The following is a 25,112-nucleotide window of genomic DNA, read 5'->3' as shown; positions in this document are numbered from 1 at the left end:
AGGTCGAAGCAGACAGGCCGGGCCCATGAGACCGAACGACGCCCCCGCAACGCAATCTCGCGCAAATGTGCGCCGCCGCAGGGTGTTCTACATCCCCGGTTACGACCCGATTCATCCGCGCAGATATCGCGAGCTGTATCGCAAGGAAGGGGCCGCGCAAGCGGCGATCTCGGGTTATCAGATCGACCTGATCGGGCGGCAGGGACCGGGCACATATGGCTGGCAAGTGACGGGCCGGATGGACGGGGTCGAGACCGAGGCCGAGTTCGATGTGCTGGTCTGGGCCGATATCGTGCGCGACAGCATGAAGCTCAACATCGCGCAGACCTATCTTCTGATGGCGCGCACGGCGTGGACCTATATCGCTTCGGGCACCTTGTGGCGATTGATGCGCCTGCGCAAAGGGCCGGTGATCGCGGCGCTTTATCCGGTGGGTATGCTGATCCTGCAATTGATCCTTGCGCTGCTGCTTGGGCATATCCTTGGTCATGTCGCCGCGTTTTTTGCCGGGCATCTGACGCTGAGGCCCGAGGCGATGGTGATGGGTTACTGGGTTGGGTTTGCAAGCACGGTGGCCGTCTTGTTGCAATGGTTTCGCAAGGTCGATAACCGGCTCTATGTCTATTATCTGATGCATGATTACGCCTATTCCGCACGGTCCAATGGCGCCAATCCGCCCGAGCTTGAGGCGCGCATGGGGATATTCGCCGACCAGATTGCCGAGGCGCTCGGCTCGGACGTGGACGAGGTTTTGGTGGTGGGCCACAGTTCGGGTGCGCATCTGGCTGTGTCGGTGCTGGCGGATCTTGCGCGGGCGGGGCGCGTTTCAAAAGATGGTCCGGCACTGGCGTTTCTCAGCCTTGGACAGGTGGTGCCAATGGTCAGTTTTCTGCCCGATGCGCATCGGCTACGGCGTGACCTGCATGAGATGAGCGTTCAGGACAGCATCACGTGGGTCGATGTCACCGCCCCCGGCGATGGCTGCGCCTTTGCCTTATGCGATCCTGTCGCGGTGTCGGGTGTAGCACCGGACAGGGAGAAAAAATGGCCCTTGGTTGTTTCGGCAGCCTTTTCAAAAACACTCAGCCCCGCGCGGTGGAAGGAGCTTCGCTGGCGGTTCTTCCGGCTGCATTTTCAATATCTCTGCGCTTTTGATCGACCCGGTGACTACGACTACTTTCAAATAACTGCCGGGCCATTGACCTTGGCAGACCGCTATCGTGACCGCCGCCCGTCAGCCAGCCGCATTGAAACCCCGGTGTCGAAGTTTACGAGCATGGCCCCATGACCTATCGCCTGCCCCCGAAACCACCGTCGCGCAGTGGGCGGGTGTCGCTGTGGCGCTATGCAAAACTGTTTCGTCGCGACATCCTGTCGGCCCAACCCGCGCGGCTTTATCGGGCGTGGATGGCCGAGTTTCGCACACCGTTTTTTCGCAGCTACATGTGCAATGACCCAACGCTGGTCGATCTGGTGCTGAAAGACCGGCCTGACGACTTCCCAAAATCTGATCGCATTCGCGAAGGTTTGGCACCGCTTCTGGGCGGTTCCGTTTTTGTCACCAACGGCGCGGTCTGGAAACGCCAACGCCGGATCATCGACCCGGCTTTCGAAGGCGGGCGGTTGAAAGAAGTGTTCCCGGCCATGTGGGACGCGGCCGTGTCTGCCGTGGATCGTCTGCACCCCTTGGCCGATGGGCGTCCGATAGAGTTGGAAAGCCATGCCAGTCATGTCGCTGCCGACGTGATTTTCCGCACGCTGTTTTCGATTCCCATCGAACACGAGGTTGCAGGGCAGGTGTTTCAAAGGTTCCGCGACCATCAACGCGCGCAACCCGTTGTGAACCTTGGGGCTTTGTTGCCCCTGCCGCGCTGGATGCCGCGCTTTCACAGCCGCAAGACCAAACAGACCGCGCGCGAAATCCGGCGATTGATCGAGAATCTGACCGCCGCGCGTATGGCTGATATCGGGCAGGGCACCGCGCCTGACGATCTGGCCACCAAGATCATGACCACGAACGACCCCGAGACGGGTGAGCGGTTCGATACCGGTGAAATGGTCGATCAGGTGGCGATCTTTTTCCTTGCGGGGCACGAGACCAGCGCCTCGGCCCTGGCCTGGGCGCTGTATCTTCTGGCGCTTTATCCCGAATGGCAGGATCGTGTTGCCCAGGAAGCACGGGCCGAGATCGACCCCCACAAGATATATTTTTCAGTCATGTCACGTCTGCGCCTGTCGCGCGACGTGTTTCGCGAGGCGCTGCGCCTCTATCCCCCGGTGCCGATGATGGTGCGTGAGACCCGCTGTCCCGAACGCTTCCGGGGCCGTGACGTGCCCAAAGGCAGCCAGATCGTGCTCAGCCCGTGGCATCTGCACCGCCATGAACGCTTGTGGAACGACCCGGATGCATTTGACCCGACCCGGTTTCAGACCGCGAATGGGAAAACCTGTTTGCGGAGCGCCTATATCCCGTTTTCCAGCGGGCAAAGGGTGTGCCCCGGTGCAGGTTTCGCGATGATCGAGGGGCCGTTGATCCTGTCGATGCTGGTGCGCGCCTATCGGTTCGACCTTGTGGCCGACAAGCCCGCCATTCCGGTGGCGCATCTGACCGTGCGGGGAAAGGATGGGATCTGGTTGAAACTGACACCGCGTGGGTGATGCGGAGAAATCCATTTCTCCGCTGCGTTTTCGTGCACGAAAACGATCACACGACGCGACGGATTGGTTCCTGGTTGCAGAAGATCACCAATTGCCCGGCATTCTCGACCGCGTGATAGCCACGGCGGCGCAACTCGGCCTCAAACGCGGCGCGGCCGACATAGCGTTCGATGTCGCGAATCTTCCGACGGATGACGGCGCCTTGGCGGGCAGCTTTCGAACTGAACAGATGGAGCATCCAGGCGTCAGGTGTGAGAGGGGCGGGAACAGGCATGAGACAAGCCTGCCCTATCAGGGTTAAAGCCGGGTTACCGGATGGCGTCCACCAGCTCGCCCATGAGGTGCCTGCCTCGTGTGGTGAGGAACAACAACTTTGCGCGGCGGTCATCTGGGTTCTCAACCCACTCGATCAGGTCCAGACCCGGCTTACCCAAGCGGTGCATTTTAGAGAGGGCCGCTAGGCTGCGTGAGGAGGTCGATGACGCCATACCTAGTTCTTGGCGCAATTCAACCTGAGTGCGACCTTCGTTCAATGCAATCCAACACAAACACACCACTTGGTTCATGTTCATATCGGCATCCAAGACCCGCAAAGTTGACATGATTTGGTAAATCAATTTGGCCTTCTTCCGGGTCGGTTCGGTCATTGTTGAAGTTTTCATGTTGTTCCTGTTATCGGTGGGGTGTTTAACCCCGATAGTGATTCAGCACATAAACCCGGATCGCCGAGGCCAGACCCCGGTCCACGCCGCGTGCCGCGTCCACCTCGGCGGCGAGTGCATTCAACGGCAGGCCGCGTTCCTTGGCGATCTCGCGAAAGGCTTGCCAGAACTCCGGCTCCAGCGACACCGACGTGCGGTGCCCGTGCAGGGTCAGCGAGTGTTTTTCAGGGCGCGCGGTCATTCCGGGTCGGTCCTGTGACTGTCCAGCAGCCGTTCCGCGCGGGCCTTATCCGCGCTTTCGGCCGCTTTTTGGGCCTTAGTACGTCCATATTTTACGGCGTTCTCATCCGCGCGGGCCTTTTTGTCGGCCCGCGCCTTTTCTTTGCGATACCGGTTCAGGTTGACCGGCCCTGAACCAGACCCGACCATCAGTCCTTCGGGCCGATCATCTGCTCGGGACGCACCACCTCGTCAAAGGTCTTTTCGTCCACGAACCCCAGCGCGATTGCTTCTTCCTTAAGCGTCGTGCCGTTCTTGTGCGCGGTCTTGGCCACCTTGGTTGCGTTGTCATAGCCGATCGTCGGCGCCAGAGCCGTCACCAGCATCAGGCTTTCCTTCATCAGCTTGTCGATGCGCGGCTCATTGGCCTGAATGCCGTTCAGCATCCGTTCGGTAAAGCTGTCCGCGGCGTCGCCCAGCAGTTGGATGGACTGAAGCAGGTTATAGCTCATCATCGGGTTATAGACGTTCAACTCGAAGTGACCTTGGCTGCCCGCGAACTTGATCGCGGCGTCGTTGCCCATGACGTGGGCGGCGACCTGCGTCAGTGCTTCGGCCTGTGTCGGGTTCACCTTGCCCGGCATGATCGACGAGCCGGGTTCGTTCTCCGGCAGGATCAATTCGCCCAGACCCGAGCGCGGGCCGGAGCCGAGGAAACGAATGTCATTGGCAATCTTGTAGCAGCTGCCAGCCACCGTAGCCAAAGCGCCCGACATGAACACCATCGCGTCATGGGCCGACAGGGCCTCGAACTTGTTGGGGGCGGTGACGAAGGGCAGGTCGGTGATGCGGGCCATGTTGGCGGCGACCTCTTCACCCCAGCCTTTCTTGGTGTTCAGCCCGGTGCCGACGGCGGTGCCGCCCTGTGCCAGCTCGTAAATGCCGGGCAGGGCGAGTTTCACCCGCGCGATCCCTTGACGGATCATATGGGCATAACCCGAGAATTCCTGTCCCAGTGTCAGAGGGGTCGCGTCCTGCGTGTGGGTGCGGCCGATCTTGATGATGTCCTTGAATTCCTGTTCCTTGGCTTCAAGACCCGCCAGAAGTTTTTCCAGACCGGGCAGCAGCACGTCACGAACTGACATGGCGGTGGCGATATGCATCGCGGTCGGGAAGGTGTCGTTCGAGGATTGCCCCATGTTGCAGTGATCATTCGGGTGCACCGGGTCTTTCGAGCCGATAACGCCGCCCATGATTTCAATCGCGCGGTTGGCGATGACTTCGTTGGCGTTCATGTTCGATTGGGTGCCGGACCCGGTCTGCCAGACAACCAGCGGGAAGTTGTCGTCAAACTTGCCGGCGACCACTTCGGAAGCCGCCTGAATGACCGCATCCGCGATGTCGGCGTTCATCGCACCCGACGCCTTGTTGGCTTCAGCGCAGGCCTGCTTGATCACACCCAGCGCGCGCACGATGGCGACCGGCTGCTTTTCCCAACCGATTGGGAAGTTCATCAACGAGCGCTGCGTTTGCGCGCCCCAGTATTTGTCAGAGGGAACCTCGAGCGGGCCAAAGCTGTCGGATTCGGTGCGGGTCTGGGTCATGTCACAGCGCCTTTATTTGCAAAACCGTCGCTGTTGTACACGACTGCACACCAGATTCAATGCTGGTAGCGCCCGAACAAAGCCGCGCCGCACTCGTGAAGATTATTTCCGGAAACTGTCCAGTCTGACGATCTCGGCTTCTTTGTGTGATGCGTCGGGCGTGAAGTCCTCGTTCGGGTGCGCGTCACGTTCCGGGTCCGCCACGGGCGCGGCCTCTTCCGCGATGTCGCCATCTTCATCACCGGCCAAGTGCAGGTCGGGAAGGTGTTCGTCCTGCATTTCAAATCGCAGTCCAAATTCGACGGACGGATCGACAAAGGTGTTGATCGCATCGAACGGGACAAACAGCGTTTCCGGTGCGTCGCCGAAATTCAGTGTGACCGAGAAACCGTCGTCACTGACAGCCAGATCTTCGAACCAATGCTGCAATACGATGGTCATGTCCTCGGGAAAACGATCATGCATCCAGTTCGCGATCTCGACCCCGTCATGGCGGGTGTCGAAATTGATGAAGAAATGATGCTCGCCCGGCAGGCCAGAGGCTGAAACGTCACTCAGAACCTTGCGGATCAGGTCCCGCATGGCGTCGTGCATCAGGTTTCCATAGTCGATGGCATCGGACATGAGCGTTCTTTCTTCTGCTTGGGCCCAGAATACGGGATTCGGTGGCGATGAAAAGACGCAAGATGGTCAGATGCCAAGCGGATGCAGCCCCGCGCCGATGATGGCCATGATCACCAGTGTCAGGGGCAGAGATGCGCGCAGCCGGAAAAGCAGCACGCCCGCGATGGTCGCGAGTATGACAGCGGGGCTGTTCAGACTGCTTGCGACTGGCAGGCTTGGGGCGAAAACGGCGTCTGCGCGTGTGACCTGATCGAAAAACACGTGTAGCGCAAACCATAGAGACAGGTTCGCGATCACCCCGACCACCGCCGCCGATATCGCCTCCAATGCCGAGGTCAGGCGCGGGCGGGTGGTCAACCACTCCACATGCGGAGCCGCAGTGAAGATCCACAAAAAGCAGGGCACGAAAGTGGCCCACAAGGTCATCGCGGCGGTGAGTAGGGCAAATATCGGCCCTGATTGGCCAAAACCAGCCATGTAGCCCACGAATTCTGTCACCAGTATCAGCGGACCGGGGGTGGTTTCGGCCAGCCCCAGCCCATCCATCATTTGAGCAGGCGACACCCATCCGTGAGTGGTGACGGCCTCTTGCGCCATATAAGCCAGAACCGCATAGGCGCCACCAAAGCTGGCCACTGCGAGCTTTGAGAAGAACAAGCCGATGGAGGTCAGAATGTCTGCCCCCAGGCTGTGGGCCAAGATGATGGGCGCAAACCACAATGTTAGCCAGATGGCGGCCTGCCGCAGTGTTGCGAAAAGGGAAGCCGATGGTGCTTGTGCGGGAGGCACTGTGGCGGGGCGGGAGGTCATCCAGATGAAGCCGATGCAGGCAGCGGTCAGGATCACCAGCGGAAAAGAGGCGTCGAATGCATAAAGTGCGATGAAGGACGTTCCCGCGATCACCCAATGAACGCTGTGCCGAAGGGTTTTTCTTGCCAGCTTTAGAAGGGCTTGCAGAACCACGACGACCACCGCTGCCTTCACGCCCAGAAACACGGCCTCGACCACTGGCACCTGTCCCCAACGCCCATAGGCATAGGCGAGGCTTAGCATGACCATGGCACCCGGGAGGACGAACAGAAGCCCAGCGATCAAACCGCCCGCGACACCACGCAAGCGCCAACCGGCATAGGTGCACAATTGCATGGCCTCGGGGCCGGGCAGCAACATGCAGAAAGACAGCGCATTCAGGAATTGCCGTTCAGTAAGCCACGGGCGATCTTCCACCAGTTCCCGGTGCATCACCGCAATTTGCGCCGCCGGTCCGCCAAAGGACATCAATCCGATGCGTGCAAATATTCGGGTCAGGTCGGGCAGGCTGGGGGTCATGGCCGGATAGGGCCTTGATCCGCGCCCCTTGGCAAGGGGAAAGCCGCCTAGGCCGCGATCCCTTCGCCTGAAAGGCAGAGTGCCAGACTATCTGGTGGCAAATATCCAAGCTGTTCGAAGAAGGTCAGGAAATCGATTTGGTTATATGCCTCGACAACCTGTCCGTTGCTAATGCGCACCATGATCTGGCCCGTGGTTTGCACGGGTCTGCGATCCGCCAAAGTCACCGCTTGAACAGTCAGCGTCGCCCAGACCCAATCGCCCAACTCGACCTCGCGATCAAAGCGGATTGCGCTGATTTCGACCTGAGCCAGCAAAGCCTCGGCCAGCACACGAAAATCATCGGGGCCGACGCCGAAATCCATCACGCCTTGTGCTTCGATGTCGGGTGTAAAAAAACGTCCAATTGCGTCCAGGTCCTGTTGGACCCAGACCCGGTCATACCATTGTTTCAGAAGCTCCAGATGGGACACGCGCCGTTCCTTCCAATACCATTCGTTTCGGTTTTCACGACGACCATGTTAGATCAAAACCCTTAATGATGGGTAACTGACATCAGGTCGGTGAAGATAGTTTTGGAAGTGCAGGCTTCTGTTGCCAGGTGCCTGCGAACCCCGCCCTAAGCGGCTAGGCTCAGGGGCTTAAGATCGGCGACCCGAACTGCTTACGCAGCCAGAGCCATTGCCGGAGCTTTGTTGTCGTTTGCAACTAGCTTAAGTGAACCGATAACGGTGGTATCTCACCGAGACAAAGCAAACCCCTTTAGACGTCCGTCGATCCTGTTTCGCCCCCACGATATCAAGGTGTCCCCAAACGAAGGATGCCCCTGAGTGCATTATGGTGGAGGCGCCGGGTACCGCCCCCGGGTCCGATCCGCTTATTACGAGCGCGTTTATGTCCATAGTCCCGAAGGACAGATTATATGTAGGCAGAGGACATGAGATTGAAAAGGGGAATTCGCCTATTTCTGTGTCTTGTGACTGGTCTGAAGGGATCTAAAATATGCGTCGAGTGTTTGATCCCCCGTTTGCGGGGCGACCATGTCCTGTCGCATCGCGGTCAGAAAGAACTCGATTGGACCATGAATACGCACCGGTGTTAACCGACGGAGCAGAAAAGTTACCAAATGGTTCAGCCACATGGGCAAGTGCATGATTTTGGCCGGCTTCCCGAGGCTTTCAAAGGTCAGGATGGCAAGCTCCCGGTGGGTGAACACTTGTGGTCCGCCAACTGGAAACTCCTCGGTATTTTTCGTGATGGCCTCCACACATGCTTGCGCCAGATCTTGGCCCGAGATCGGGTTCATCTTCATCGATCCGTCGCCGAAGAGGTATACACGCCCAGATTTGGCCATCGACAGGAAGTCGGCCATGTCCGAGAAATAGCCGGTAGGTGCGATGATGCTGTGCCGAATTGGGGCGTGTCTCAAGGATTGGGCAAATTTCTCTTTTGCAGCGACAAGTTTGCAGTCCAGCAAGCTCTCGGCACCGAACACATGGACATAGGCAAACTGTTCAACATGCGCAGCAAGCGCTGCCTTCAAGAGATTTGCGTTCAACCCATAATCAACGTCTTCATAGGTTACCCCATCGCGTTGGCGGGTAATGCCGATGCAGGAACAGACGGAATCTACGCCTTGAAGGTGTTCAGTTAGCTGATCAACCGAAGTTAGGTCGGACTGGACCAAAGCGTCGCAATCCAGCGCCTTTGCGCGTTGCGAGTTTGCATCGCGCACTTGCGCCACGACGCGCCAGTTGGCAACTTTGAATTGAGCGCAAAGGTGGCTTCCAAGATAGCCCGTCGCACCCGCAATGAAGATTGTTTTCATTATCGCCTCAAGTTTCCGAGGAACTATTTCTTTTGTGTGCGTTCCCGTACCAGTTGGCAGGCGTATCTCATTAAATGCTCAAGCACATCTTCAATGCCCTCGGCATCTTGCGCCTCTGCAGCATCCGCCAGTCGCGTATGCAGACCGACAATCCGATCCCTATCCCGCTGCGTATAGGTGATCATGTTCATCAGAGGCTGCATGGCCTCGACTGCACCGGCCAGTTGATATGACAGCACCGGATTGCCCGCGCCATCCACTAAGGCCCGGTGGAAGGCCACGTCTGAGGCACAGAAGGCCTCGTCGGTCAGGCCGGGCTGCGACTGGCGGTGGATTTCTGCGCGCATCGTGGCCAATTGATCCGGCGTGCGGCGCTGGGCCGACAGGGGCGCGCAGGAGCGTTCCAGGGCATATCGGGCCTCGCATGCCGTTTCAAAATCCACGCGGTTCATGGACAGAAGCAGGGTCGAGGTGGTGATCTGCTGATCATAGGCCTCTTCAAAGGACATGCGGTTCACGAACGCCCCGCCGGACGCGCCCCGCTGGGTGCGGATCAGGTTTTGCGCGGCCAGCCGTTTCAACGCCTCGCGTACGGTGGAGCGGCCCACGTCGAATTTCTCGCACAGTTCCGCCTCGGACGGCAGGCGTTGATCCACGATCAGGCTACCCTCGACAATGGCATCGCGAATGGCTTCTGCGATCTGGGTCGAGAGGTCTTCGTTTTCGTTCAGGTCCGTTTTCACGCCGCGTCACTTTCCAATTGTCAGACATTTACTTGCCAGAATGGCAATTGTCAGACATTATCATTCCGACTCGCAAGATGGGGGAACCATGTCCGTTTCGTCAAGGATAAGAACGATGGGTGCGCCGCATTGGCTGGCGCTGTTCGGGCTTATCCTTGTCGGCTGGGTGCTTCTCTATGCGATGGCGCTGCCATCCGATGCTTTGGAGCTGTCGCGCATTTACGGCGCCGAGTTTTGGCGCTCGCTCTGTGTGGTCGAGCCTGACAAGGCTGGGTTTCTGGGCCTTTTTGCCATGTGGGCGGTGATGTCCGCCGCGATGATGGCCCCCACGGCGCTGCCGACCTTTGCCACCTATGACGACATGATCGCCTCGGGTGCAGGCACACGCCAAGGCTTTGCCGAGCTGATCGCGGGCTATCTGGCCATTTGGCTGAGCTTTGCTGCCATCGCCGCTGCCGGACAGCTTGTGCTGTTCCGCGCTGGGCTTCTGTCGCCGCTGGGCCAGAGCGTCTCGCCGTGGCTAACCGGGGGCTTACTGATCGGGGCAGGGGCGTACCAGTTCTCGTCCCTCAAAGACAGCTGCCTCAGCCAGTGCCGCCAACCCATGACCTTCTTCATGCAATATTGGCGCGAGACCCGGTGGAACGCGGTTGCGCTGGGCCTGCGTTTGGGCGCAATCTGCCTTGGTTGCTGCTGGGCGCTGATGCTTTTGGGCTTCGTCGGCGGGGTGATGAACCTCGCCTTCATGGGCCTGGCTACACTCATCATGATTTTTGAAAAATTGCCCGATCTGGGCCGCTATCTGACCCGCCCCTTGGGCTGGGCGCTGATTGCGGGCGGGATCGCGGCGCTTGTCCAGGGAGGATAACATGGACGGATCGCAAATTGGCACGGTCGAATGGACCATCAAAGGGGAGCTGATCCTTAACTGTAACTGTACGGTGTTCTGCCCCTGCGTGGTCAGCCTTGGCGACCACCCGCCGACCGAGGGCTATTGCATGGGCTGGGCGGGCATTCGCATTGACAACGGCCAGTATGGTGACGTGGATCTGGCGGGTCTGAATGTGGGCCTTCTGCTGGAAATCCCTGGCCGTATGGCGCGTGGGAACTGGAAAGCGGCAGCCTATATCGACGACCGTGCCTCGGACGAGGCGTTTGAAGCGCTCTGCCACATCTTCACCGGCGCGGCCAAAGGCACCACGGGGCTGTTCAAGATGCTGGTCAGCGAGTTTCTGGGCGCCGAACGCGCGCCGGTGTCGTTCGAGACCGAAGGCAACACCCGCCGTCTGATTGTTGGCAAGGCCATTCGCGGATCAATCACCCCGGTGCCGGGTAAGGGCGGTGCGGATCAGGTGATCACCAACACCAACTACTGGATGGGTCCGGACATCACCGTCGCCAAGGCCGACGAGGCCCGCGTGCGCGCCTTCGGGCGCGTTTGGGATTTCGACGGCAAATCCGCCGAGATTTGCCAGATCGACTGGAAAGGGCCGGGGCGTTAAGCCCCGCCATGCTCGGGAGCGCGCCACATGGCCTTGATCTCACCCTCCCGCCGCTTGCGGCGCACCCCTTTCTCTGACGGCGTCGAAGCCGCCGGGGTCAAGGGCTACACGGTATATAACCACATGCTGCTGCCGACCGTCTTTCGGTCGGTGGAGGAAGACTATCGCCATCTGAAAGACGCCGTGCAGGTCTGGGACGTGGCTGGCGAACGGCAAGTCGAGCTGCGCGGCCCGGATGCTGCCCGTCTGATCCAGATGCTCACCCCGCGCGATCTGTCGAAGATGCAGGACGGGCAGTGTTTCTATGTCCCGATGGTGGATGAAACCGGCGGGATGCTGAACGACCCGGTGGCTGTGAAACTGGACGATGATCGCTTCTGGATTTCGATTGCGGACAGTGACCTGATAATGTGGGTGAAAGGGCTGGCCTATGGGTTCCGGCTGGATGTGCTGGTGGATGAGCCTGACGTCTCGCCCTTGGCTATTCAGGGGCCGAAAGCGGATGATCTGGCAGCGGCTGTCTTTGGCGATGCCGTGCGCGACATCCGGTTCTTTCGCTACAAGCGGCTGGAGTTCCAAGGGCGAACGCTGGTCGTGGCGCGCTCGGGCTACTCCAAGCAAGGCGGGTTCGAGATCTACGTCGAGGGAACCGACATTGGGATGCCGCTTTGGAATGCGCTGATGGAGGCGGGGAAAAGCATGGATGTACATGCGGGATGCCCGAATGGGATCGAGCGCGTTGAAGGCGGGCTTCTGTCCTATGGCAACGACATGACCCGTGAAAACACACCGCATGAGGCCGGGCTGGGGCGGTTCTGCTCCACTCAAAGCGCCATTGGTTGCGTGGGGCGTGATGCGCTTTTGCGCGTGGCCAAGGAAGGCCCTGTGCAACAAGTGCGGGCGATTGAGATTCTGGGCGGTGTGCCGCCCTGCGACCGGGCTTGGCCCCTAATGGATGGGGATCGACAGGTGGGGCAGGTGACGTCGGCCGCCAACTCGCCTGATTTCAATACCGGTGTCGCCATCGGCATGGTGCGTATGACCCATTGGGATGCCGGCACCGAGCTTGATGTGATGACACCTGACGGACCGCGCGCGGCGAGCGTCCATGACACTTTCTGGATCTGAGGAGACGACAATGTTCAAGGCATTGATGATGGAGCAAAACGACGAAGGGCTGGCATCCGCTTCGATTAAGGACATCGGTGAAGACGCGCTGCCAGAGGGCAATGTGACTGTCGCCGTGGAGTATTCCACCGTGAACTACAAGGACGGTCTGTGCCTCTCGGCTAAGGGCGGTGGGCTTGTACGCAACTATCCCCATGTGCCGGGGATCGACTATGCGGGCACTGTGGAGGCGTCGGATGACGACCGCTACAAGCCCGGCGACAAGGTCGTGTTGACCGGCTGGCGTGTGGGCGAGGTCACATGGGGCGGCTATGCCCAGAAGGCGCGCATTGATGCGGACAAGCTGGTGCCTCTGCCCGAAGGTCTGACCACCTGTCAAGCGATGGCTGTGGGAACTGCTGGCTTCACCGCGATGCTGGCCGTCATGGCGCTGGAGGATCACGGGCTGAAGCCGGGGCAGGGGCCGGTGCTGGTCACGGGGGCCGCTGGCGGTGTGGGATCGGTCGCGACCGCTATTCTGGCGGGTCTTGGCTACGAAGTTGCCGCTGTGACAGGCCGTGCCGATCAGGCGGACTATCTGAAATCTCTGGGCGCCACGACCATCGTCCCGCGTGAAGAGCTGAACGAAACCACCAAACGCCCGCTGGAAGCCGAAACATGGGCAGGCTGTGTGGATGCCGTGGGTGGCGACATGCTGGCGCGTGTGCTGGGGCAGATGAAATACGGCGCAAGCGTTTCGGCAGTCGGTCTGGCTGGCGGCGCACATCTGCCCGCGACGGTCATCCCGTTCCTTCTGCGCGGGGTGAACCTTCTGGGCATTGATTCAGTGATGCAGCCCTATGACAACCGCGTCCGGGCATGGCAGCGGATCGCCAAAGACCTGCCGAAGGACAAGCTGGAAGCGATGATCTCGCCTGCGACACTGGAAGACCTTCCCGGACTGGGGGCCGATATCCTTAAAGGGGGTGTCAAAGGCCGGGTCGTTGTGGATGTAAATGCCTAGAAAGGAGAGGGGCGCGATCGCGTCCCTCACCAACAAAAGACTGGAAGAGATTGACGGGCAGCGCTGGGGAACGCCCTGCTGTGCGTCGTATGTTGAGACCACATGCGCCTCGCTGCGCAAGAAGCCCCTTAGACAATTCACAACTGAAGACCTGCGCATCATGATTGCACAGGATATTGGCGCGGATGTGCTGAAGCCCTTCGCGCTTGCGGTCCCGCGGGACGATCCGATGGCCGAGGGGGATTACCACCCGGGGGACCTTCTGGATGCCGCCTTCAAACGCTGGCCAGAGGATGGGGTGCTCACCGACCTTCACCGCAGCCATCGCAGCTAAACAGGTGGCTTGACCCCTTTGCCCGTGCATTGCACAAAAAAGATGTCCCGTACCGTCGGGGCTGTCAGCACCTGCTGACTGGCTGGAAGACCTGCCGGATCAGGGGGCTGCTATGGTTCCCCTCAACGCGAGCTGAAGGAGCCAATCATGACAGAATTGGACATCAACTGGGTGCGTGCCCAATTCCCGGCTTTTTCAGAGCCGACCCTGCAAGGGCAGGCGTTCTTTGAGAATGCAGGCGGGTCGTATACCTGCAAGCCGGTCATTGATCGTCTGAACCGCTATTACACACAGCGCAAAGTGCAGCCTTATGGCCCTTATGACGCTTCCCGGTCGGCGGGCCAGGAAATGGATGAAGCCAGAACACGTCTGGCGGCCATGATGGGGGTTGAAGCGGACGAACTGTCCTTTGGTCCGTCCACCACGCAGAACACCTATGTGTTGGCGCAGGCGTTCCGGCAGTATCTCGCGCCGGGGGATGCCATTGTCGTGACCAATCAGGATCATGAAGCGAATTCCGGCCCATGGCGGCGATTGGCTGATGAAGGTCTGGAGGTCCGCGAGTGGCGAATTGACCCCGAAACCGGCCATCTGGACCCGGCGGCGCTGGACGACCTGTTGGCGGATGGCAAGGTGCGGTTGGTGTGTTTTCCCCATTGCTCGAACGTGGTGGGCGAGGTGAACGACGTCGCCGCGATCTGCACCAAGGCCCGCGCGGCAGGGGCCGTTACCTGTGTCGATGGCGTCAGCTATGCGCCACATGGGTTGGTGAACGTGGATGCGCTGGGCGCTGATATCTATCTGTTTTCGGCCTATAAGACCTATGGCCCGCATCAGGGGATCATGGTGATCCGCCGTGCACTGGGCGAGGCGTTGCCCAATCAGGGGCATTTCTTCAATGCAGATGCGCTTTATAAGCGGTTTACACCCGCCGGGCCGGATCACGCGCAGATCGCAGCCTCGGCAGGCATGGCAGACTATTTTGACGCAATGGCGGCCCATCACGGCATCGCGGGGGATGCAGCCACAAGGGCGGCGGGCGTTCATGACCTGATGCGCGCGCACGAGGAGCACTTGCTGCAACCCCTGTTGGACTATCTTACGTCAAAGAACTCGGTGCGTTTGCTTGGTCCCACACGGGCGAGCCGCCGCGCGCCCACCGTTGCCATTGCCACGCAAACGCCCGCGGCGGGAATTGCTGAACAATTGGTGCCGCTGGGCATCATGGCCGGAGGCGGCGATTTCTATGCGGTCCGGGCATTGCAGGCGCAGGGGATCGACCTGGATCACGGGGTGCTGAGGGTCAGTTATACCCACTATACATCTGAAGACGAAGTGGCGAAGTTGATCGGCGCTTTGGATAAGGTTCTTTGAGAAGTTATATATAACAACCGGATACAGGTCTTAATTGAACCTTCGTGGGTGAGCTGTTGCCACCTGTCAGTCACGCCAGCTTTGCGGTTGCAGCATGGCTTGTTGCAACCGCAAAGCAACCGTCTTGTCAGCCATGTCATCACCGTCTTAGCCTAAAGGGTACGGATCACGGACGTGGGGGGTGATATGATCCTGACCAGCACTGCGGGGCAGTCCGATCTGCCGCGCTATTTTAGCAATGTGTTCGACATCGCCTACCGGATGAACCGCGGGCGGCTGGATTTCGTCATGCCGGACGGGCGCAGGTTTCGTGCCGAAGGCGCGCATCCCGGCTTCGTGGCCGAACTTCATGTGCATGATCCCGATGTCTTCGCCCGCCTGATCCGTGAAGGCGATCTTGGGTTTTGCGATGCCTATATTGATGGCGGGTGGTCGACGCCGGATCTGCAGGCATTTCTGGACCTGCTACAGGACGACAACGACATTCTATATGACGGCTTTCCGGGGCAGATTTTCCTGCGCGCCTATGAACGTTTGCGCCATCTGATGAATGCAAACACCAAAAGCCGGGCCAGAAAGAACATCAGCTATCACTATGACCTGGGCAACGATTTCTATGCTCTGTGGCTGGATGACACGATGACCTATTCCTCGGCGCTGTTTCGCAGCGGGCAGGACAGTCTGGAAAAGGCGCAGGAGCAGAAATATGCCTCGATGATCGAACAGATAGGCGTCGGGCCGGGCGATCATGTGCTCGAAATCGGCTGTGGCTGGGGCGGGTTTGCCGAACATGCCGCACGGCGCGGTATCCGGGTGACGGGCCTGACAATCAGTCAGGAACAGCATGATTTCGCGGTCGAGCGTATGCGCAAGGCGGGCCTGTCCGATCTGGTGACGATCAAGATGCAGGATTACCGTGACGAGAAAGGCCAGTATGACGGCATTGCGTCGATCGAGATGTTCGAAGCGGTGGGCGAGAAATACTGGCCGATCTATTTCGGCACAGTGCGCAAATGCCTGCGCCCCGGCGCACAGGCGGTTCTGCAGATTATCACGATCACCGAAAAGCGCTTTGAGGTCTATCGAAAAGGCGTTGATTTCATACAGAAATACATCTTTCCGGGTGGCATGCTTCCGTCCAAAACCGCGCTGCGGGCCGAGGTCGAGAAAGCGGGTTTGGCGTTTCGAAACCAGATCGCGTTCGGGGAAAGCTATTCGGCAACGCTCAGGCGATGGCACGAGGTGTTCAATGCCAGATGGGGGCAGGTCGCGGCGCTTGGCTTTGACGACCGTTTCAAGAGGATGTGGAACTTCTATTTGACGTCCTGTGCGGCGGCCTTTCGGTCTGGCAATTGTGATGTGGTTCAGGTGACATTGAAAAATCCTGCGTGAGTGCGGGTGCGGCCACTGCGTGGTTTGCGCCGCACTGCTGTTTTTCCTGGGACATGTGCCATAAAAAGGCCATAAGCCCCTGTAAAAACGTCGATACCAACGTCGTGTGAGCAGGAGTGTTACATGCCGACAGCTGCAAAACTTGTCGCCGCTGCCATTTTGGCAGTCACGGGCTGGTTCTGTGCCGAACTGATCAAGCCCTTGATGGAAGAGGGGCGCGATCTGTCGAAGCTCGGCCCGGTATGTGCTCTGGTCGGGCTGTTTGTCGGCTGGAAGTTCCTTGGCCCCCGCGCGGATCGCAGCCTTGGCAGCGTTGGGGCCAATGCGTTTACTACGACACTTGTGCAGGTCGGGTTGACCCTGTTTGTCTTTGCGTTTTCCGTGATGATCCAACAAAGCCTTCGTAAAGCCTATGACGGCCCGATCGAGGCGCTGCAGGACATTTTCATGATATGCGTCGACTTTTTTCAGAAATATTTCACAGCCGAGGTTATCATCGCGGCCCTGATTGGCGGCGGATTGGCGTCGTGGTGTGCGTTCAACGCCGCTCGCAAATGGGGCTAACTCTTTGACCAACATGTTCTTTTATGGCACGTTGTGCCACCTGCCATTGCTTGATTTGGTCTTGACTGGAGAGCGGTATCAAACGCGCCCGGCACAGCTGTCGGGTCACCGGGTCAGTTGGGTCAAAGACCAGCCCTTTCCAACCATCGAAGTGGACGCGGCGGCCAGCGCGCAGGGCTTGCTGGTCGAAGGGTTGAGTGACACCGCCCGCGCGCGGCTCGATTTCTATGAAGGTGGGTTCGATTACGCGTTAGAACAGGTCGACGTGCATCCCGATGACGGTGCTGCCGCGGTATCCGCACAGGTCTATTTTCCCACGCCCGGTCTGTGGGCGCCCGGCGACCCGTGGTCGCTTGACGATTGGGTGGCGCGATGGGGAGCGATGACATTGGAAGCCGCGCAAGAGGTCATGTCCTACTTTGGAGAGGTGCCGTCCGAGGTGATCGCCCAGAGGTTCCCGATGATCCGCGCACGTGCGGCAAGCCGCGTGCGTGCGCGGGCCAACACAATCCCGACGACGCTTCGCGCCAGTTTCGGGGCAGGGGATATCGACATTCGCGCAAGCAGTCGCCCCTATTCCCGTTTTTTTACGATGGAAGAGCAAGACCTGTCCTTCCGCCGCTATTCCGGCGAAATGAGCGAGGTTGTGAACCGCGCGGCCTTCATTGGCACGGATGCGGTGATCGTGTTGCCTTATGACCCGGTGCGCGACCGCGTGATGCTGATCGAGCAATTCCGCATGGGCCCGCATATGCGCGGTGATCCTCATCCGTGGTTGCTGGAACCCATCGCGGGCCGTATCGACGCGGGCGAAACGCCCGAAGATTGCGCCCACCGCGAAGCCATGGAAGAGGCGGGATTGAAACTCGAGCGCCTGCTGGCGCTGCCGCACCACTATCCCAGCCCCCGGCTCAAGCACTGAGTTCTTCTACACCTACGTGGCGCTGTGTGACCTGCCCGATCATGCTGCGGGGATCGGGGGCGCGGAAGCGGAAGTCGAGGATATTCGCAGCCATGTCATTTCCTTCGCACAATTGATGGACCTAGTCCTCAGCGGTGAAGTCGCCTGCGGCCCGCTGGTCTTGTGTGCGTTGTGGCTGTCCACGAACCGCGAGGCGCTTCGGGCCCAAAGCTGATCCGCGCCCCCTTGAACCCCCTTCTGCCAACCCCTACAGATTATAGGGAAACGCGACACATGGGGCAGAAGATGGATATCAAGCAGGATCTGGAAGCGACCGTTGGCAATACGCCATTGATCCGACTGAAAAAAGCGTCGGAACAGACCGGTTGTGAAATTCTTGGCAAGGCGGAGTTCATGAACCCCGGCCAGTCGGTCAAGGACCGGGCGGCGCTGTATATCATCAAGGATGCGGTCGCGCGGGGCGATTTGAAACCGGGCGGCACCATTGTCGAAGGCACGGCGGGCAACACCGGGATCGGTTTGGCGCTGGTTGGGGCGTCGATGGGGTTCAAGACGGTTATCGTGATCCCCGAAACCCAGTCCGAGGAAAAGAAGGATATGCTGCGGCTGGCTGGCGCCGAGCTGGTACAGGTGCCCGCAGCCCCTTATCGCAACCCCAACAATTTCGTGCATTATTCGCGTCGTCTGGCCGAAAAGCTGGCCAAGACAGAACCCAATGGTGTGATCTGGGCCAACCAGTTCGACAATGTCGCCAACCGCGTGGCCCATATCGAAACCACCGGCCCCGAGATATGGGAGCAGACCGGAGGCAAGGTTGACGGCTTCGTGTGCTCGGTTGGATCGGGTGGCACGCTTGCCGGGGTAGGCATGGCGTTGCAGCCGAAAGGCGTGAAAATCGGTATTGCGGACCCAATGGGCGCCGGGCTTTACAGCTATTACACCACCGGCGAGATCGCGATGGAGGGCAGTTCGATCGCGGAAGGGATCGGACAGGTGCGGATCACCAAGAACCTTGAGGGGTTCACGCCTGACATGGCGTGGCAAGTGCCGGATGAAGAGGCCCTGCCTTATATATTTGATCTGTTGCAAGACGAAGGTCTGTGTCTTGGCGGATCATCGGGGATCAACGTCGCAGGAGCGATCCGCATGGCGAAAGAAATGGGCCCCGGCCACACCATTGTGACGGTCTTGTGCGATTACGGCACACGCTACCAGTCGAAACTGTTCAACCCGGACTTCCTGCGGGAAAAAGAACTGCCGGTGCCGGACTGGCTGGACCGTGGTCCGGCGATGCTTCCCGAGGTGTTTGAGGAGGTTGAATGACCCGCCTTCTGACGGCCGGATTAGCGGCCCTTCTGGCGCTTTTCACCGCGTTTGGCGCGCTGGCTCTGGATGCGGCTGAGCCGGCCGCAGAACGCACGCCAGCCTATGTGGTCACGGACGACGGTGTGCCGGATTACGAAGTCTGGGATCAGGTGGCCAACCGTGCGGAGCGGGCGATCGAACAGAACCGGGCATCGGACAAGGTGCTTGATGACCTGCGACTGGAACTGACCGACTGGCGGAACCTGTTCAGCGAGGCGCAGAAAGAAAACTCGATACGTATCGACACGCTGAAAACCCAGTTGGCGACCTTGGGACCGGAACCCGAGACTGCCGGATCAGAGCCCGCCGTTCTGACCCAACGCCGCAGCGAGCTGACGACGAAGCTGAACGCAGCGCGGTTGCCGGTTCAGGAAGCAGAAGAAGCCTATTCCCGTGCAGATGTTCTGATCAGCAAAATCGACACGTTGATGCGGTCGCGACAGACCGATCAGATGTTGGCCCTGGGCCCAAGCCCGATCAATCTGGTCCTTTGGCCAAAGGCGTTCACGGACCTCAAGACAACGCTGGACCTTGCAGTCGCAGAGGTGCGCGAAAACTGGGGCAGCGATGCACAGCGGCGGGATCTGCGGGCCGACTTGCCGGTGACCCTGTTGCTTCTGGTTGTTTCGATCTTGCTGCTGACACGCAGCCGGGCCTGGATCATGCGGCTTGGCAACAAGGTTCGCGAACGTCGGCGCGGATCGGCACGTGGCGTGATCGGCTTCCTTGTGTCAATCGGTCAGGTGCTTGCCCCGATGATCGGGATTTTCATTCTGATGGTGGCGTTGAACCTTGCTGGCGTTCTTGGCCTGCGTGGCCAGGTGATTGCCGACCTGCTGCCGTGGTTTGGGTTCAGCCTGTTCATCAGCCTGTGGATTGGCACCCGTTTGTTTGCAACGGAAAGTGGCGGCGCGCCGTTGATCGATTTGCCACGGGCAGCCTTGCGCACCGAGGCCCGGGTCAACGTGGCATTGCTGGGCATGTTGCTGGGCCTATGGCCCATTTTGACCAACCTGTCCAAACACGAAGGCTATTCCAGCGGCACCTTCGCCGTCCTGTCCTTCCCGGCCATCCTTGCAACGGGATACCTGTTGATGCGCATGGGCCGGACGTTGCGGCGTAACATCCAACTCCAGTCAGATGGTGATGTAAAGACATTCCGCGAGCGCGCCGTATTGTTGATGGGGCAGGCCTGTGCCGCTGTCGGTATCGCTGCGCCCGTTTTGGCCGCGATTGGATACACGTCGCTGGCCTCCTCTATCCTGTTCCCCATGGTGTTGACCATGGGCGTGATTGCGGTTCTGTCGCTGCTGCATGTCTTTTTGATCCGTGTGTATGGGGTCGCGCGCAAGCTTGACGAAGATGAGGCGGATCAGGCTTTGCTGCCTGTCCTCATGACATCGGTTCTGGTCGTGTTGTCGTTGCCGATCATGGCCCTGATCTGGGGCGTGCGCCCGACCGAACTGTCCGAGCTTTGGGCGACGTTTCAACAAGGTTTCCAGCTGGGCGAAGCGCGGATAACGCCACGCACATTTATGATCTTTGCGCTGATCTTCGGCATCGGGTATGTCGCGACGCGGGGGGCGCAATCGGCCCTGCGCAGCTCGATCCTGCCGAAAACCCGGCTGGACAAGGGCGGCCAGAACGCCATCGCGGTCGGCGTAGGATATCTGGGGATCTTCCTTGCCGCGGTGATTGCCATCACGACAGCGGGCATTGACCTGAGTTCCATCGCGATCATCGCGGGTGCCTTGTCGGTGGGCATCGGTTTTGGTCTTCAGACCATCGTGTCCAACTTCGTTTCGGGCATCATTCTTCTGATCGAACGCCCGATTTCGGAAGGGGACTGGATCGAAGTCGGCGGCCAGATGGGGTATGTCCGCGATATTTCCGTGCGGGCCACCCGTATCGAGACGTTTGATCGCACCGATGTGATCCTGCCCAACAGTGACCTGGTGTCGGGAGTGGTGACGAATTACACGCGCGGCAACTCGATCGGCCGGGTCATCATCCCGGTCGGTGTCGCCTATGGATCAGACACAAGGCGGATCGAGGCGATATTGCGTGAAATCGCGGAAAACCACCCTATGGTCACCGTGGAACCTGCCCCTGCGGTGGTGTTTCAGGGATTCGGTGCAGATAGCTTGGATTTCGAGATCAGGGCGATCCTGAGTGATGTGAACTACATGCTGTCGGTGAAGAGCGAGATCAATCACGAAATCGCCCGTCGCTTTGTGGAAGAAGGCATTGAGATCCCGTTCGCGCAGCGTGACATCTGGCTGCGCAATCCCGAGGCATTGACCGACGCGACGAGAACGTCGGGCGCGACAGGCAACGACCCGGACAAAGTTGATACCCCGAACAAAAACACCATGTCCAAGATGCTGACGGTCGATGACATGGATGATGCCGGGACCGACACCGGCGTGGGAGAGGAAGGCGATGACTGAGGCATTGTTTCGGCAAGACGCCTATATGCAGCAGGCGACAGGGCGGGTCGTGTCACATGCCGAACGCGGCGTGGTGCTTGACCGGTCCCTGTATTATCCGAACGGGGGTGGCCAACCGGGGGACCGCGGCGCCCTGACCTGGGATGGCGGGTCGATGTCCGTGATCAATACGTTGAAAGGGGACGGCGCGGATATCGCCCTTGTCCCAGAAGAGGGTGATGCGCTTCCTCCCGTCGGCACACAGGTCATGCAATCGCTTGATTGGGGGACGCGTCTGCGACATATGCGCATGCACACGGCGTTGCATCTTCTGTCGGTGATCATTCCCTTGCCCGTCACGGGCGGCCAGATCGGCGCGCAGAAATCACGACTTGATTTCGCGATGGAAGAACCGCCCGAAGACAAGCAGGCACTGGAAGATGCGTTGAACGCGCTGATCGCCCGCGACCTTGAGGTGTCCGAGCGTTGGATCACTGACAAAGAACTCGACGCCAATCCCGGGTTGGTGAAAACCATGTCCGTTCAGCCGCCAAAGGGGGCGGGGAAAGTGCGCCTTGTGCGGATCGGCACCGGGGACGAACAGGTTGACCTTCAACCCTGTGGCGGCACCCATGTTCGCCGCACCTCGGAAATCGGGCCTGTCCGCTTCGGCAAGGTTGAAAAGAAAAGCCGCCTGAACCGTCGGTTCAACATCCATCTGGTGGACTGATTGGCCTTACAACGCAGGCTGGCACGACCCCAATGTGACAGGCGCGCCCATCGGGGCAATAATCCTTTCTGGAAAATCGCAATGACGGCTTGAACCTGCTTGGGTTTTTGCTGTAGCAACGCCCTCGGACAGGTGGCCGAGTGGTCGAAGGCGCGCGCCTGGAAAGTGCGTAGGCGGGAAACCGTCTCGAGGGTTCGAATCCCTTCCTGTCCGCCACTCTCCCTTCAAATCCCGCTTCTCGTCATGCCATGATTGTCTATTCGGTGGTCGGATTTTGGTGTCCATCGACGGATGCCGGATCAATGATCGCGTTGATATGCGTGGTGTTGGGATAGATGTGATCCTCCGGCGAAATGGCCGATGACGGTGGAAAAACAAAGAAATTCCGGTGGGTTGATTGCTGCGGTCATGGATGCAAGACTGGCCCTGTCACTCTGGTTCACTGGGTCTGCCCATCTAGCGGGGCCCGCGTTTCCAGCAGAGGACGGCCAATCTTCGAATTGGCACCACCCGGCAACAAGCGGCGACACGTACGCCGTCGGATACAGGAGGGAAGATGTTCAAAAAGATACTTTCACCAGTCGATCTTGCGCATGTAGACAAGCTTGCGAAGGCGATGACTGTCACGGGCGATTTGGCCCGGTCAAACGGGGCCGAGATTTGCTTTGTAGGTGTCACGGTATCGACACCCAGCGAAATGGGCCGCACCCCTGAAGAATTCAACCAGAAACTAGAGAAATTTGCCGCCGAACAGGGGGCAATTCTGGGTGTTCCAACATCAAGCCACATGATCGTTAGCCACGATCCGGCAACGCAGATGAATCAGAATCTTGAGGACGCAGTTTCCGAAATTGGTGCCGATTTGGTCGTTATGGCGACACATCCGCCGGGCGTGAGCGACTATTTTTGGTCCGGGCACGGGGCGCATCTGGCGGCTCACAGCAAGGCTTCCGTCATGCTGATCCGTGGCTGATCGCGCGATAACACGCGCCAACTAAAACAGAAAGGACGCCGTATGGTCGACCAATCACCCAACACGGAGGAGCTGGAGGGCATTCCAAGCCCCGATGGCACCACCCAACTCATCGAAACCGACTACGAAATAGGAGAGGACAACGTCGAAGGCTCGGTCGGGCCGTTTGGCTTTGATATCCACAACCCGGTGTTCCTGATCTCGGGAATGTCGATCGTGGCCTTCGTCTTTTACACGCTGGCCTTGCCAGAACAGTCGAATGCGTTGTTCAGCTGGCTGTTCGGCGCTGTGACCAAAGGCTTTGACTGGTTCTTCCTTGGCGCGGCGAACATTTTTGTGCTGTTCTGTATCGCGCTGATCGTTACCCCGTGGGGCAACGTGCGCCTTGGTGGCACCGAGGCGACGCCCGATTACAGCTATATCGGCTGGTTCGCCATGCTTTTTGCCGCCGGGATGGGCATCGGGCTGATGTTCTATGGTGTCTCAGAGCCGATGAGTCATTTCTCGTCCTCGCTCGGGGGAACGGCGGCCGAGAACGGTGTGCGCACGGACTGGGCGCCATTGGGGGCTGCCAGTGGGGATCAGGACGCAGCGGTCCGCCTTGGTATGGCCGCAACGATCTTTCACTGGGGTCTGCATCCTTGGGCGATCTATGCCATCGTGGCGCTGTCGCTGGCGCTGTTTTCCTATAACAAGGGCCTGCCACTGACGATCCGTTCGGCCTTCTATCCGATCTTTGGCGATGCCGTCTGGGGTTGGGTCGGGCATATCATCGACACGCTGGCAGTGTTCGCCACGCTGTTTGGTCTGGCGACCTCGCTTGGCTTTGGCGCGACGCAGGCGAATGCTGGCCTGAACGAGCTGTTTGGCCTGCCCGTTGGATCAACGACCGAGGTGGTCCTGATCTCGGTCATCACCGCGATTGCGCTGGTATCCGTGCTTCGTGGCCTTGATGGCGGTGTGAAAGTACTGTCGGAGATCAATATGGGCCTTGCCTTCCTGTTGCTGATTTTCGTGCTGCTGGTCGGCCCGACAATCTATCTGGTGAAGTTGTTCTTCACGTCGCTGGGGGCCTATCTGCAATACCTGCCAGCCCTGTCAAACCCGGTCGGGCGCGAAGATGTGAACTTCATGCAAGGCTGGACATCCTTCTATTGGGCGTGGTGGATCAGCTGGTCACCTTTCGTCGGCATGTTCATCGCCCGCGTTAGCCGGGGCCGCACAGTGCGCGAGTTCATCATCTGCGTTCTGTTGATCCCGTCGATGGTGTGTGTGCTGTGGATGACCGTCTTTGGCGGCACGGCGCTGCACCAGGTCATCAATGACGGCTATACGCTGGCGCAGGAAGCCACGCTGGAGCTCAAGCTGTTCAAGATGCTTGATGTCATGCCGCTGGCCGGGATTACCTCGCTGGTCGGGATCATGCTGGTGGTCGTGTTCTTCGTTACATCGTCAGACTCCGGTTCGCTGGTGATCGACACGATCACGGCAGGGGGGAAGATCGACGCCCCGGTGCCGCAGCGTGCATTCTGGTGCATCTTTGAAGGCGCGGTGGCCATTGTGCTGCTGCTCAGCGCCGGCGGGCTGCAATCGTTGCAATCCATGGTGATTTCCACCGGGCTGCCTTTCACGGTTGTGCTGTTGCTGATGTGTATTGCCATCGGCAAGGGGCTGTCATCTGAACGACGGTCTATCAAAGACGCCGCGTAAGAAAACAACAAAGACCGCC

At 59.3% G+C, this 25,112-nt stretch carries 26 protein-coding genes, 1 tRNA gene and 1 other RNA gene; 17 read left to right on the top strand and 11 right to left on the bottom strand.

From position 1 onward, the window contains the following. The first annotated feature begins 25 nt into the window (after positions 1–25). Complete coding sequence (locus tag J3R80_RS02200; protein ID WP_275392116.1) at positions 26–1,288, top strand: hypothetical protein; 1,263 nt, start codon at positions 26–28, stop codon at positions 1,286–1,288. Next, positions 1,285–2,658 (top strand): cytochrome P450, encoded by a 1,374-nt coding sequence (locus J3R80_RS02195; RefSeq protein WP_275392115.1) that lies wholly within the window; start codon positions 1,285–1,287, stop codon positions 2,656–2,658. Before J3R80_RS02200 ends, J3R80_RS02195 begins: the two co-directional genes overlap by 4 nt. A 46-nt stretch (positions 2,659–2,704) precedes the next feature. Here the strand turns inward: J3R80_RS02195 and J3R80_RS02190 are convergent, their stop codons facing one another. The 11 genes from J3R80_RS02190 to J3R80_RS02140 all read right to left on the bottom strand — a co-directional run bounded on the left by J3R80_RS02190 (position 2,705) and on the right by J3R80_RS02140 (position 9,667). Continuing rightward, positions 2,705–2,896 carry a hypothetical protein gene (locus J3R80_RS02190; protein ID WP_275392114.1) on the bottom strand — a complete coding sequence of 64 codons (192 nt, stop codon included), beginning with the start codon at positions 2,894–2,896 and terminating at the stop codon, positions 2,705–2,707. 70 nt (positions 2,897–2,966) lie between these two features. Then, on the bottom strand, positions 2,967–3,320 hold the full coding sequence (locus J3R80_RS02185; protein WP_275392113.1) for a MarR family winged helix-turn-helix transcriptional regulator: 354 nt from the start codon (positions 3,318–3,320) through the stop codon (positions 2,967–2,969). A 25-nt stretch (positions 3,321–3,345) separates the two neighbouring features. After that, positions 3,346–3,561, bottom strand: a complete 216-nt coding sequence (locus J3R80_RS02180) for a ribbon-helix-helix domain-containing protein (RefSeq protein ID WP_275392112.1) — start codon at positions 3,559–3,561, stop codon at positions 3,346–3,348. Further along, positions 3,558–3,749 carry a DUF4169 family protein gene (locus J3R80_RS02175; protein ID WP_275392111.1) on the bottom strand — a complete coding sequence of 64 codons (192 nt, stop codon included), beginning with the start codon at positions 3,747–3,749 and terminating at the stop codon, positions 3,558–3,560. The genes J3R80_RS02180 and J3R80_RS02175 overlap by 4 nt, the downstream gene beginning before the upstream one ends. Then, complete coding sequence (fumC, locus tag J3R80_RS02170; RefSeq protein ID WP_275392110.1) at positions 3,749–5,143, bottom strand: class II fumarate hydratase; 1,395 nt, start codon at positions 5,141–5,143, stop codon at positions 3,749–3,751. The genes J3R80_RS02175 and fumC overlap by 1 nt, the downstream gene beginning before the upstream one ends. Before the next feature lie 102 nt (positions 5,144–5,245). Next, a complete protein-coding gene (locus tag J3R80_RS02165) occupies positions 5,246–5,767 on the bottom strand; it encodes a ClpXP protease specificity-enhancing factor SspB (RefSeq protein ID WP_275392109.1) in 522 nt (173 codons plus the stop codon). Between the two features lie 66 nt (positions 5,768–5,833). Next, the gene (gene chrA / locus J3R80_RS02160; RefSeq protein ID WP_275392108.1) at positions 5,834–7,096 is read right to left on the bottom strand and encodes a chromate efflux transporter; all 1,263 of its coding nucleotides are present in this window, start codon (positions 7,094–7,096) and stop codon (positions 5,834–5,836) included. A gap of 47 nt (positions 7,097–7,143) precedes the next feature. Next, complete coding sequence (locus tag J3R80_RS02155; RefSeq protein WP_275392107.1) at positions 7,144–7,569, bottom strand: nuclear transport factor 2 family protein; 426 nt, start codon at positions 7,567–7,569, stop codon at positions 7,144–7,146. 107 nt (positions 7,570–7,676) lie between these two features. After that, positions 7,677–8,050, bottom strand: a transfer-messenger RNA (tmRNA) gene (ssrA, locus tag J3R80_RS02150). Between the two features lie 7 nt (positions 8,051–8,057). Next, on the bottom strand, positions 8,058–8,924 hold the full coding sequence (locus tag J3R80_RS02145; RefSeq protein ID WP_275392106.1) for an NmrA family NAD(P)-binding protein: 867 nt from the start codon (positions 8,922–8,924) through the stop codon (positions 8,058–8,060). Between the two features lie 23 nt (positions 8,925–8,947). Continuing rightward, positions 8,948–9,667, bottom strand: a complete 720-nt coding sequence (locus J3R80_RS02140) for an FCD domain-containing protein (RefSeq protein WP_275392105.1) — start codon at positions 9,665–9,667, stop codon at positions 8,948–8,950. Between the two features lie 115 nt (positions 9,668–9,782). Between J3R80_RS02140 and J3R80_RS02135 the strand changes: the two genes are divergently transcribed. From J3R80_RS02135 to J3R80_RS02065, 15 genes are all read left to right on the top strand, one after another. Continuing rightward, positions 9,783–10,535: a DUF2182 domain-containing protein gene (locus J3R80_RS02135; RefSeq protein ID WP_275392104.1), complete on the top strand. Its 753-nt coding sequence runs from the start codon at positions 9,783–9,785 to the stop codon at positions 10,533–10,535. Position 10,536: 1 nt separating this feature from the next. Further along, positions 10,537–11,169 (top strand): DUF1326 domain-containing protein, encoded by a 633-nt coding sequence (locus J3R80_RS02130; protein ID WP_275392103.1) that lies wholly within the window; start codon positions 10,537–10,539, stop codon positions 11,167–11,169. A 27-nt stretch (positions 11,170–11,196) separates the two neighbouring features. Continuing rightward, a complete protein-coding gene (locus tag J3R80_RS02125; protein WP_275392102.1) occupies positions 11,197–12,297 on the top strand; it encodes a dimethylsulfoniopropionate demethylase in 1,101 nt (366 codons plus the stop codon). Positions 12,298–12,307: 10 nt separating this feature from the next. Further along, positions 12,308–13,300 carry an acryloyl-CoA reductase gene (acuI, locus tag J3R80_RS02120; protein WP_275392101.1) on the top strand — a complete coding sequence of 331 codons (993 nt, stop codon included), beginning with the start codon at positions 12,308–12,310 and terminating at the stop codon, positions 13,298–13,300. Then, on the top strand, positions 13,293–13,634 hold the full coding sequence (locus J3R80_RS02115) for a contact-dependent growth inhibition system immunity protein (protein WP_275392100.1): 342 nt from the start codon (positions 13,293–13,295) through the stop codon (positions 13,632–13,634). The genes acuI and J3R80_RS02115 overlap by 8 nt, the downstream gene beginning before the upstream one ends. 147 nt (positions 13,635–13,781) lie before the next feature. After that, positions 13,782–15,008: an aminotransferase class V-fold PLP-dependent enzyme gene (locus J3R80_RS02110; RefSeq protein WP_275392099.1), complete on the top strand. Its 1,227-nt coding sequence runs from the start codon at positions 13,782–13,784 to the stop codon at positions 15,006–15,008. 186 nt (positions 15,009–15,194) lie between these two features. Then, positions 15,195–16,400 carry a cyclopropane-fatty-acyl-phospholipid synthase family protein gene (locus tag J3R80_RS02105; protein WP_275392098.1) on the top strand — a complete coding sequence of 402 codons (1,206 nt, stop codon included), beginning with the start codon at positions 15,195–15,197 and terminating at the stop codon, positions 16,398–16,400. A 123-nt stretch (positions 16,401–16,523) separates the two neighbouring features. Then, positions 16,524–16,964, top strand: a complete 441-nt coding sequence (locus J3R80_RS02100) for a TrgA family protein (RefSeq protein ID WP_275392097.1) — start codon at positions 16,524–16,526, stop codon at positions 16,962–16,964. Between the two features lie 13 nt (positions 16,965–16,977). Further along, positions 16,978–17,886 (top strand): NUDIX domain-containing protein, encoded by a 909-nt coding sequence (locus J3R80_RS02095; protein ID WP_275392256.1) that lies wholly within the window; start codon positions 16,978–16,980, stop codon positions 17,884–17,886. A gap of 285 nt (positions 17,887–18,171) precedes the next feature. Continuing rightward, complete coding sequence (locus J3R80_RS02090) at positions 18,172–19,209, top strand: cysteine synthase A (RefSeq protein WP_275392096.1); 1,038 nt, start codon at positions 18,172–18,174, stop codon at positions 19,207–19,209. Further along, positions 19,206–21,701, top strand: coding sequence for a DUF3772 domain-containing protein (locus J3R80_RS02085; RefSeq protein WP_275392095.1), 2,496 nt, complete (start codon positions 19,206–19,208; stop codon positions 21,699–21,701). Before J3R80_RS02090 ends, J3R80_RS02085 begins: the two co-directional genes overlap by 4 nt. After that, entirely contained in the window at positions 21,694–22,410 is a 717-nt protein-coding gene (locus tag J3R80_RS02080; RefSeq protein ID WP_275392094.1) for an alanyl-tRNA editing protein, read from the top strand. Before J3R80_RS02085 ends, J3R80_RS02080 begins: the two co-directional genes overlap by 8 nt. Before the next feature lie 126 nt (positions 22,411–22,536). After that, positions 22,537–22,626, top strand: a tRNA-Ser gene (locus J3R80_RS02075). A 340-nt stretch (positions 22,627–22,966) separates the two neighbouring features. Next, positions 22,967–23,383: a universal stress protein gene (locus J3R80_RS02070; RefSeq protein WP_275392093.1), complete on the top strand. Its 417-nt coding sequence runs from the start codon at positions 22,967–22,969 to the stop codon at positions 23,381–23,383. 42 nt (positions 23,384–23,425) lie between these two features. After that, positions 23,426–25,093 (top strand): BCCT family transporter, encoded by a 1,668-nt coding sequence (locus J3R80_RS02065; protein WP_275392091.1) that lies wholly within the window; start codon positions 23,426–23,428, stop codon positions 25,091–25,093. Positions 25,094–25,112 lie beyond the last annotated feature (19 nt).

This window comes from Aliiroseovarius sp. Z3, assembly GCF_029105185.1.
Taxonomy (GTDB): domain Bacteria; phylum Pseudomonadota; class Alphaproteobacteria; order Rhodobacterales; family Rhodobacteraceae; genus Aliiroseovarius.
This window is presented reverse-complemented; position numbering and strand designations above follow the sequence as displayed.

Excerpts from the sequence above, each read along its gene's own strand:
- J3R80_RS02175 (WP_275392111.1), bottom strand. The coding sequence starts at position 3,749 with ATGGTCGGGTCTGGTTCAGGGCCGGTCAACCTGAACCGGTATCGCAAA.
- J3R80_RS02100 (WP_275392097.1), top strand. The coding sequence starts at position 16,524 with ATGCCGACAGCTGCAAAACTTGTCGCCGCTGCCATTTTGGCAGTCACG.
- J3R80_RS02090 (WP_275392096.1), top strand. The coding sequence starts at position 18,172 with ATGGATATCAAGCAGGATCTGGAAGCGACCGTTGGCAATACGCCATTG.
- fumC (WP_275392110.1), bottom strand. The coding sequence starts at position 5,143 with ATGACCCAGACCCGCACCGAATCCGACAGCTTTGGCCCGCTCGAGGTT.
- J3R80_RS02115 (WP_275392100.1), top strand. The coding sequence starts at position 13,293 with ATGCCTAGAAAGGAGAGGGGCGCGATCGCGTCCCTCACCAACAAAAGA.
- J3R80_RS02195 (WP_275392115.1), top strand. The coding sequence starts at position 1,285 with ATGACCTATCGCCTGCCCCCGAAACCACCGTCGCGCAGTGGGCGGGTG.
- J3R80_RS02200 (WP_275392116.1), top strand. The coding sequence starts at position 26 with ATGAGACCGAACGACGCCCCCGCAACGCAATCTCGCGCAAATGTGCGC.
- J3R80_RS02165 (WP_275392109.1), bottom strand. The coding sequence starts at position 5,767 with ATGTCCGATGCCATCGACTATGGAAACCTGATGCACGACGCCATGCGG.
- J3R80_RS02185 (WP_275392113.1), bottom strand. The coding sequence starts at position 3,320 with ATGAAAACTTCAACAATGACCGAACCGACCCGGAAGAAGGCCAAATTG.
- J3R80_RS02105 (WP_275392098.1), top strand. The coding sequence starts at position 15,195 with ATGATCCTGACCAGCACTGCGGGGCAGTCCGATCTGCCGCGCTATTTT.
- J3R80_RS02190 (WP_275392114.1), bottom strand. The coding sequence starts at position 2,896 with ATGCTCCATCTGTTCAGTTCGAAAGCTGCCCGCCAAGGCGCCGTCATC.
- J3R80_RS02085 (WP_275392095.1), top strand. The coding sequence starts at position 19,206 with ATGACCCGCCTTCTGACGGCCGGATTAGCGGCCCTTCTGGCGCTTTTC.
- J3R80_RS02080 (WP_275392094.1), top strand. The coding sequence starts at position 21,694 with ATGACTGAGGCATTGTTTCGGCAAGACGCCTATATGCAGCAGGCGACA.
- J3R80_RS02095 (WP_275392256.1), top strand. The coding sequence starts at position 16,978 with ATGTTCTTTTATGGCACGTTGTGCCACCTGCCATTGCTTGATTTGGTC.
- chrA (WP_275392108.1), bottom strand. The coding sequence starts at position 7,096 with ATGACCCCCAGCCTGCCCGACCTGACCCGAATATTTGCACGCATCGGA.
- J3R80_RS02145 (WP_275392106.1), bottom strand. The coding sequence starts at position 8,924 with ATGAAAACAATCTTCATTGCGGGTGCGACGGGCTATCTTGGAAGCCAC.
- J3R80_RS02110 (WP_275392099.1), top strand. The coding sequence starts at position 13,782 with ATGACAGAATTGGACATCAACTGGGTGCGTGCCCAATTCCCGGCTTTT.
- J3R80_RS02135 (WP_275392104.1), top strand. The coding sequence starts at position 9,783 with ATGGGTGCGCCGCATTGGCTGGCGCTGTTCGGGCTTATCCTTGTCGGC.
- acuI (WP_275392101.1), top strand. The coding sequence starts at position 12,308 with ATGTTCAAGGCATTGATGATGGAGCAAAACGACGAAGGGCTGGCATCC.
- J3R80_RS02065 (WP_275392091.1), top strand. The coding sequence starts at position 23,426 with ATGGTCGACCAATCACCCAACACGGAGGAGCTGGAGGGCATTCCAAGC.
- J3R80_RS02180 (WP_275392112.1), bottom strand. The coding sequence starts at position 3,561 with ATGACCGCGCGCCCTGAAAAACACTCGCTGACCCTGCACGGGCACCGC.
- J3R80_RS02125 (WP_275392102.1), top strand. The coding sequence starts at position 11,197 with ATGGCCTTGATCTCACCCTCCCGCCGCTTGCGGCGCACCCCTTTCTCT.
- J3R80_RS02130 (WP_275392103.1), top strand. The coding sequence starts at position 10,537 with ATGGACGGATCGCAAATTGGCACGGTCGAATGGACCATCAAAGGGGAG.
- J3R80_RS02070 (WP_275392093.1), top strand. The coding sequence starts at position 22,967 with ATGTTCAAAAAGATACTTTCACCAGTCGATCTTGCGCATGTAGACAAG.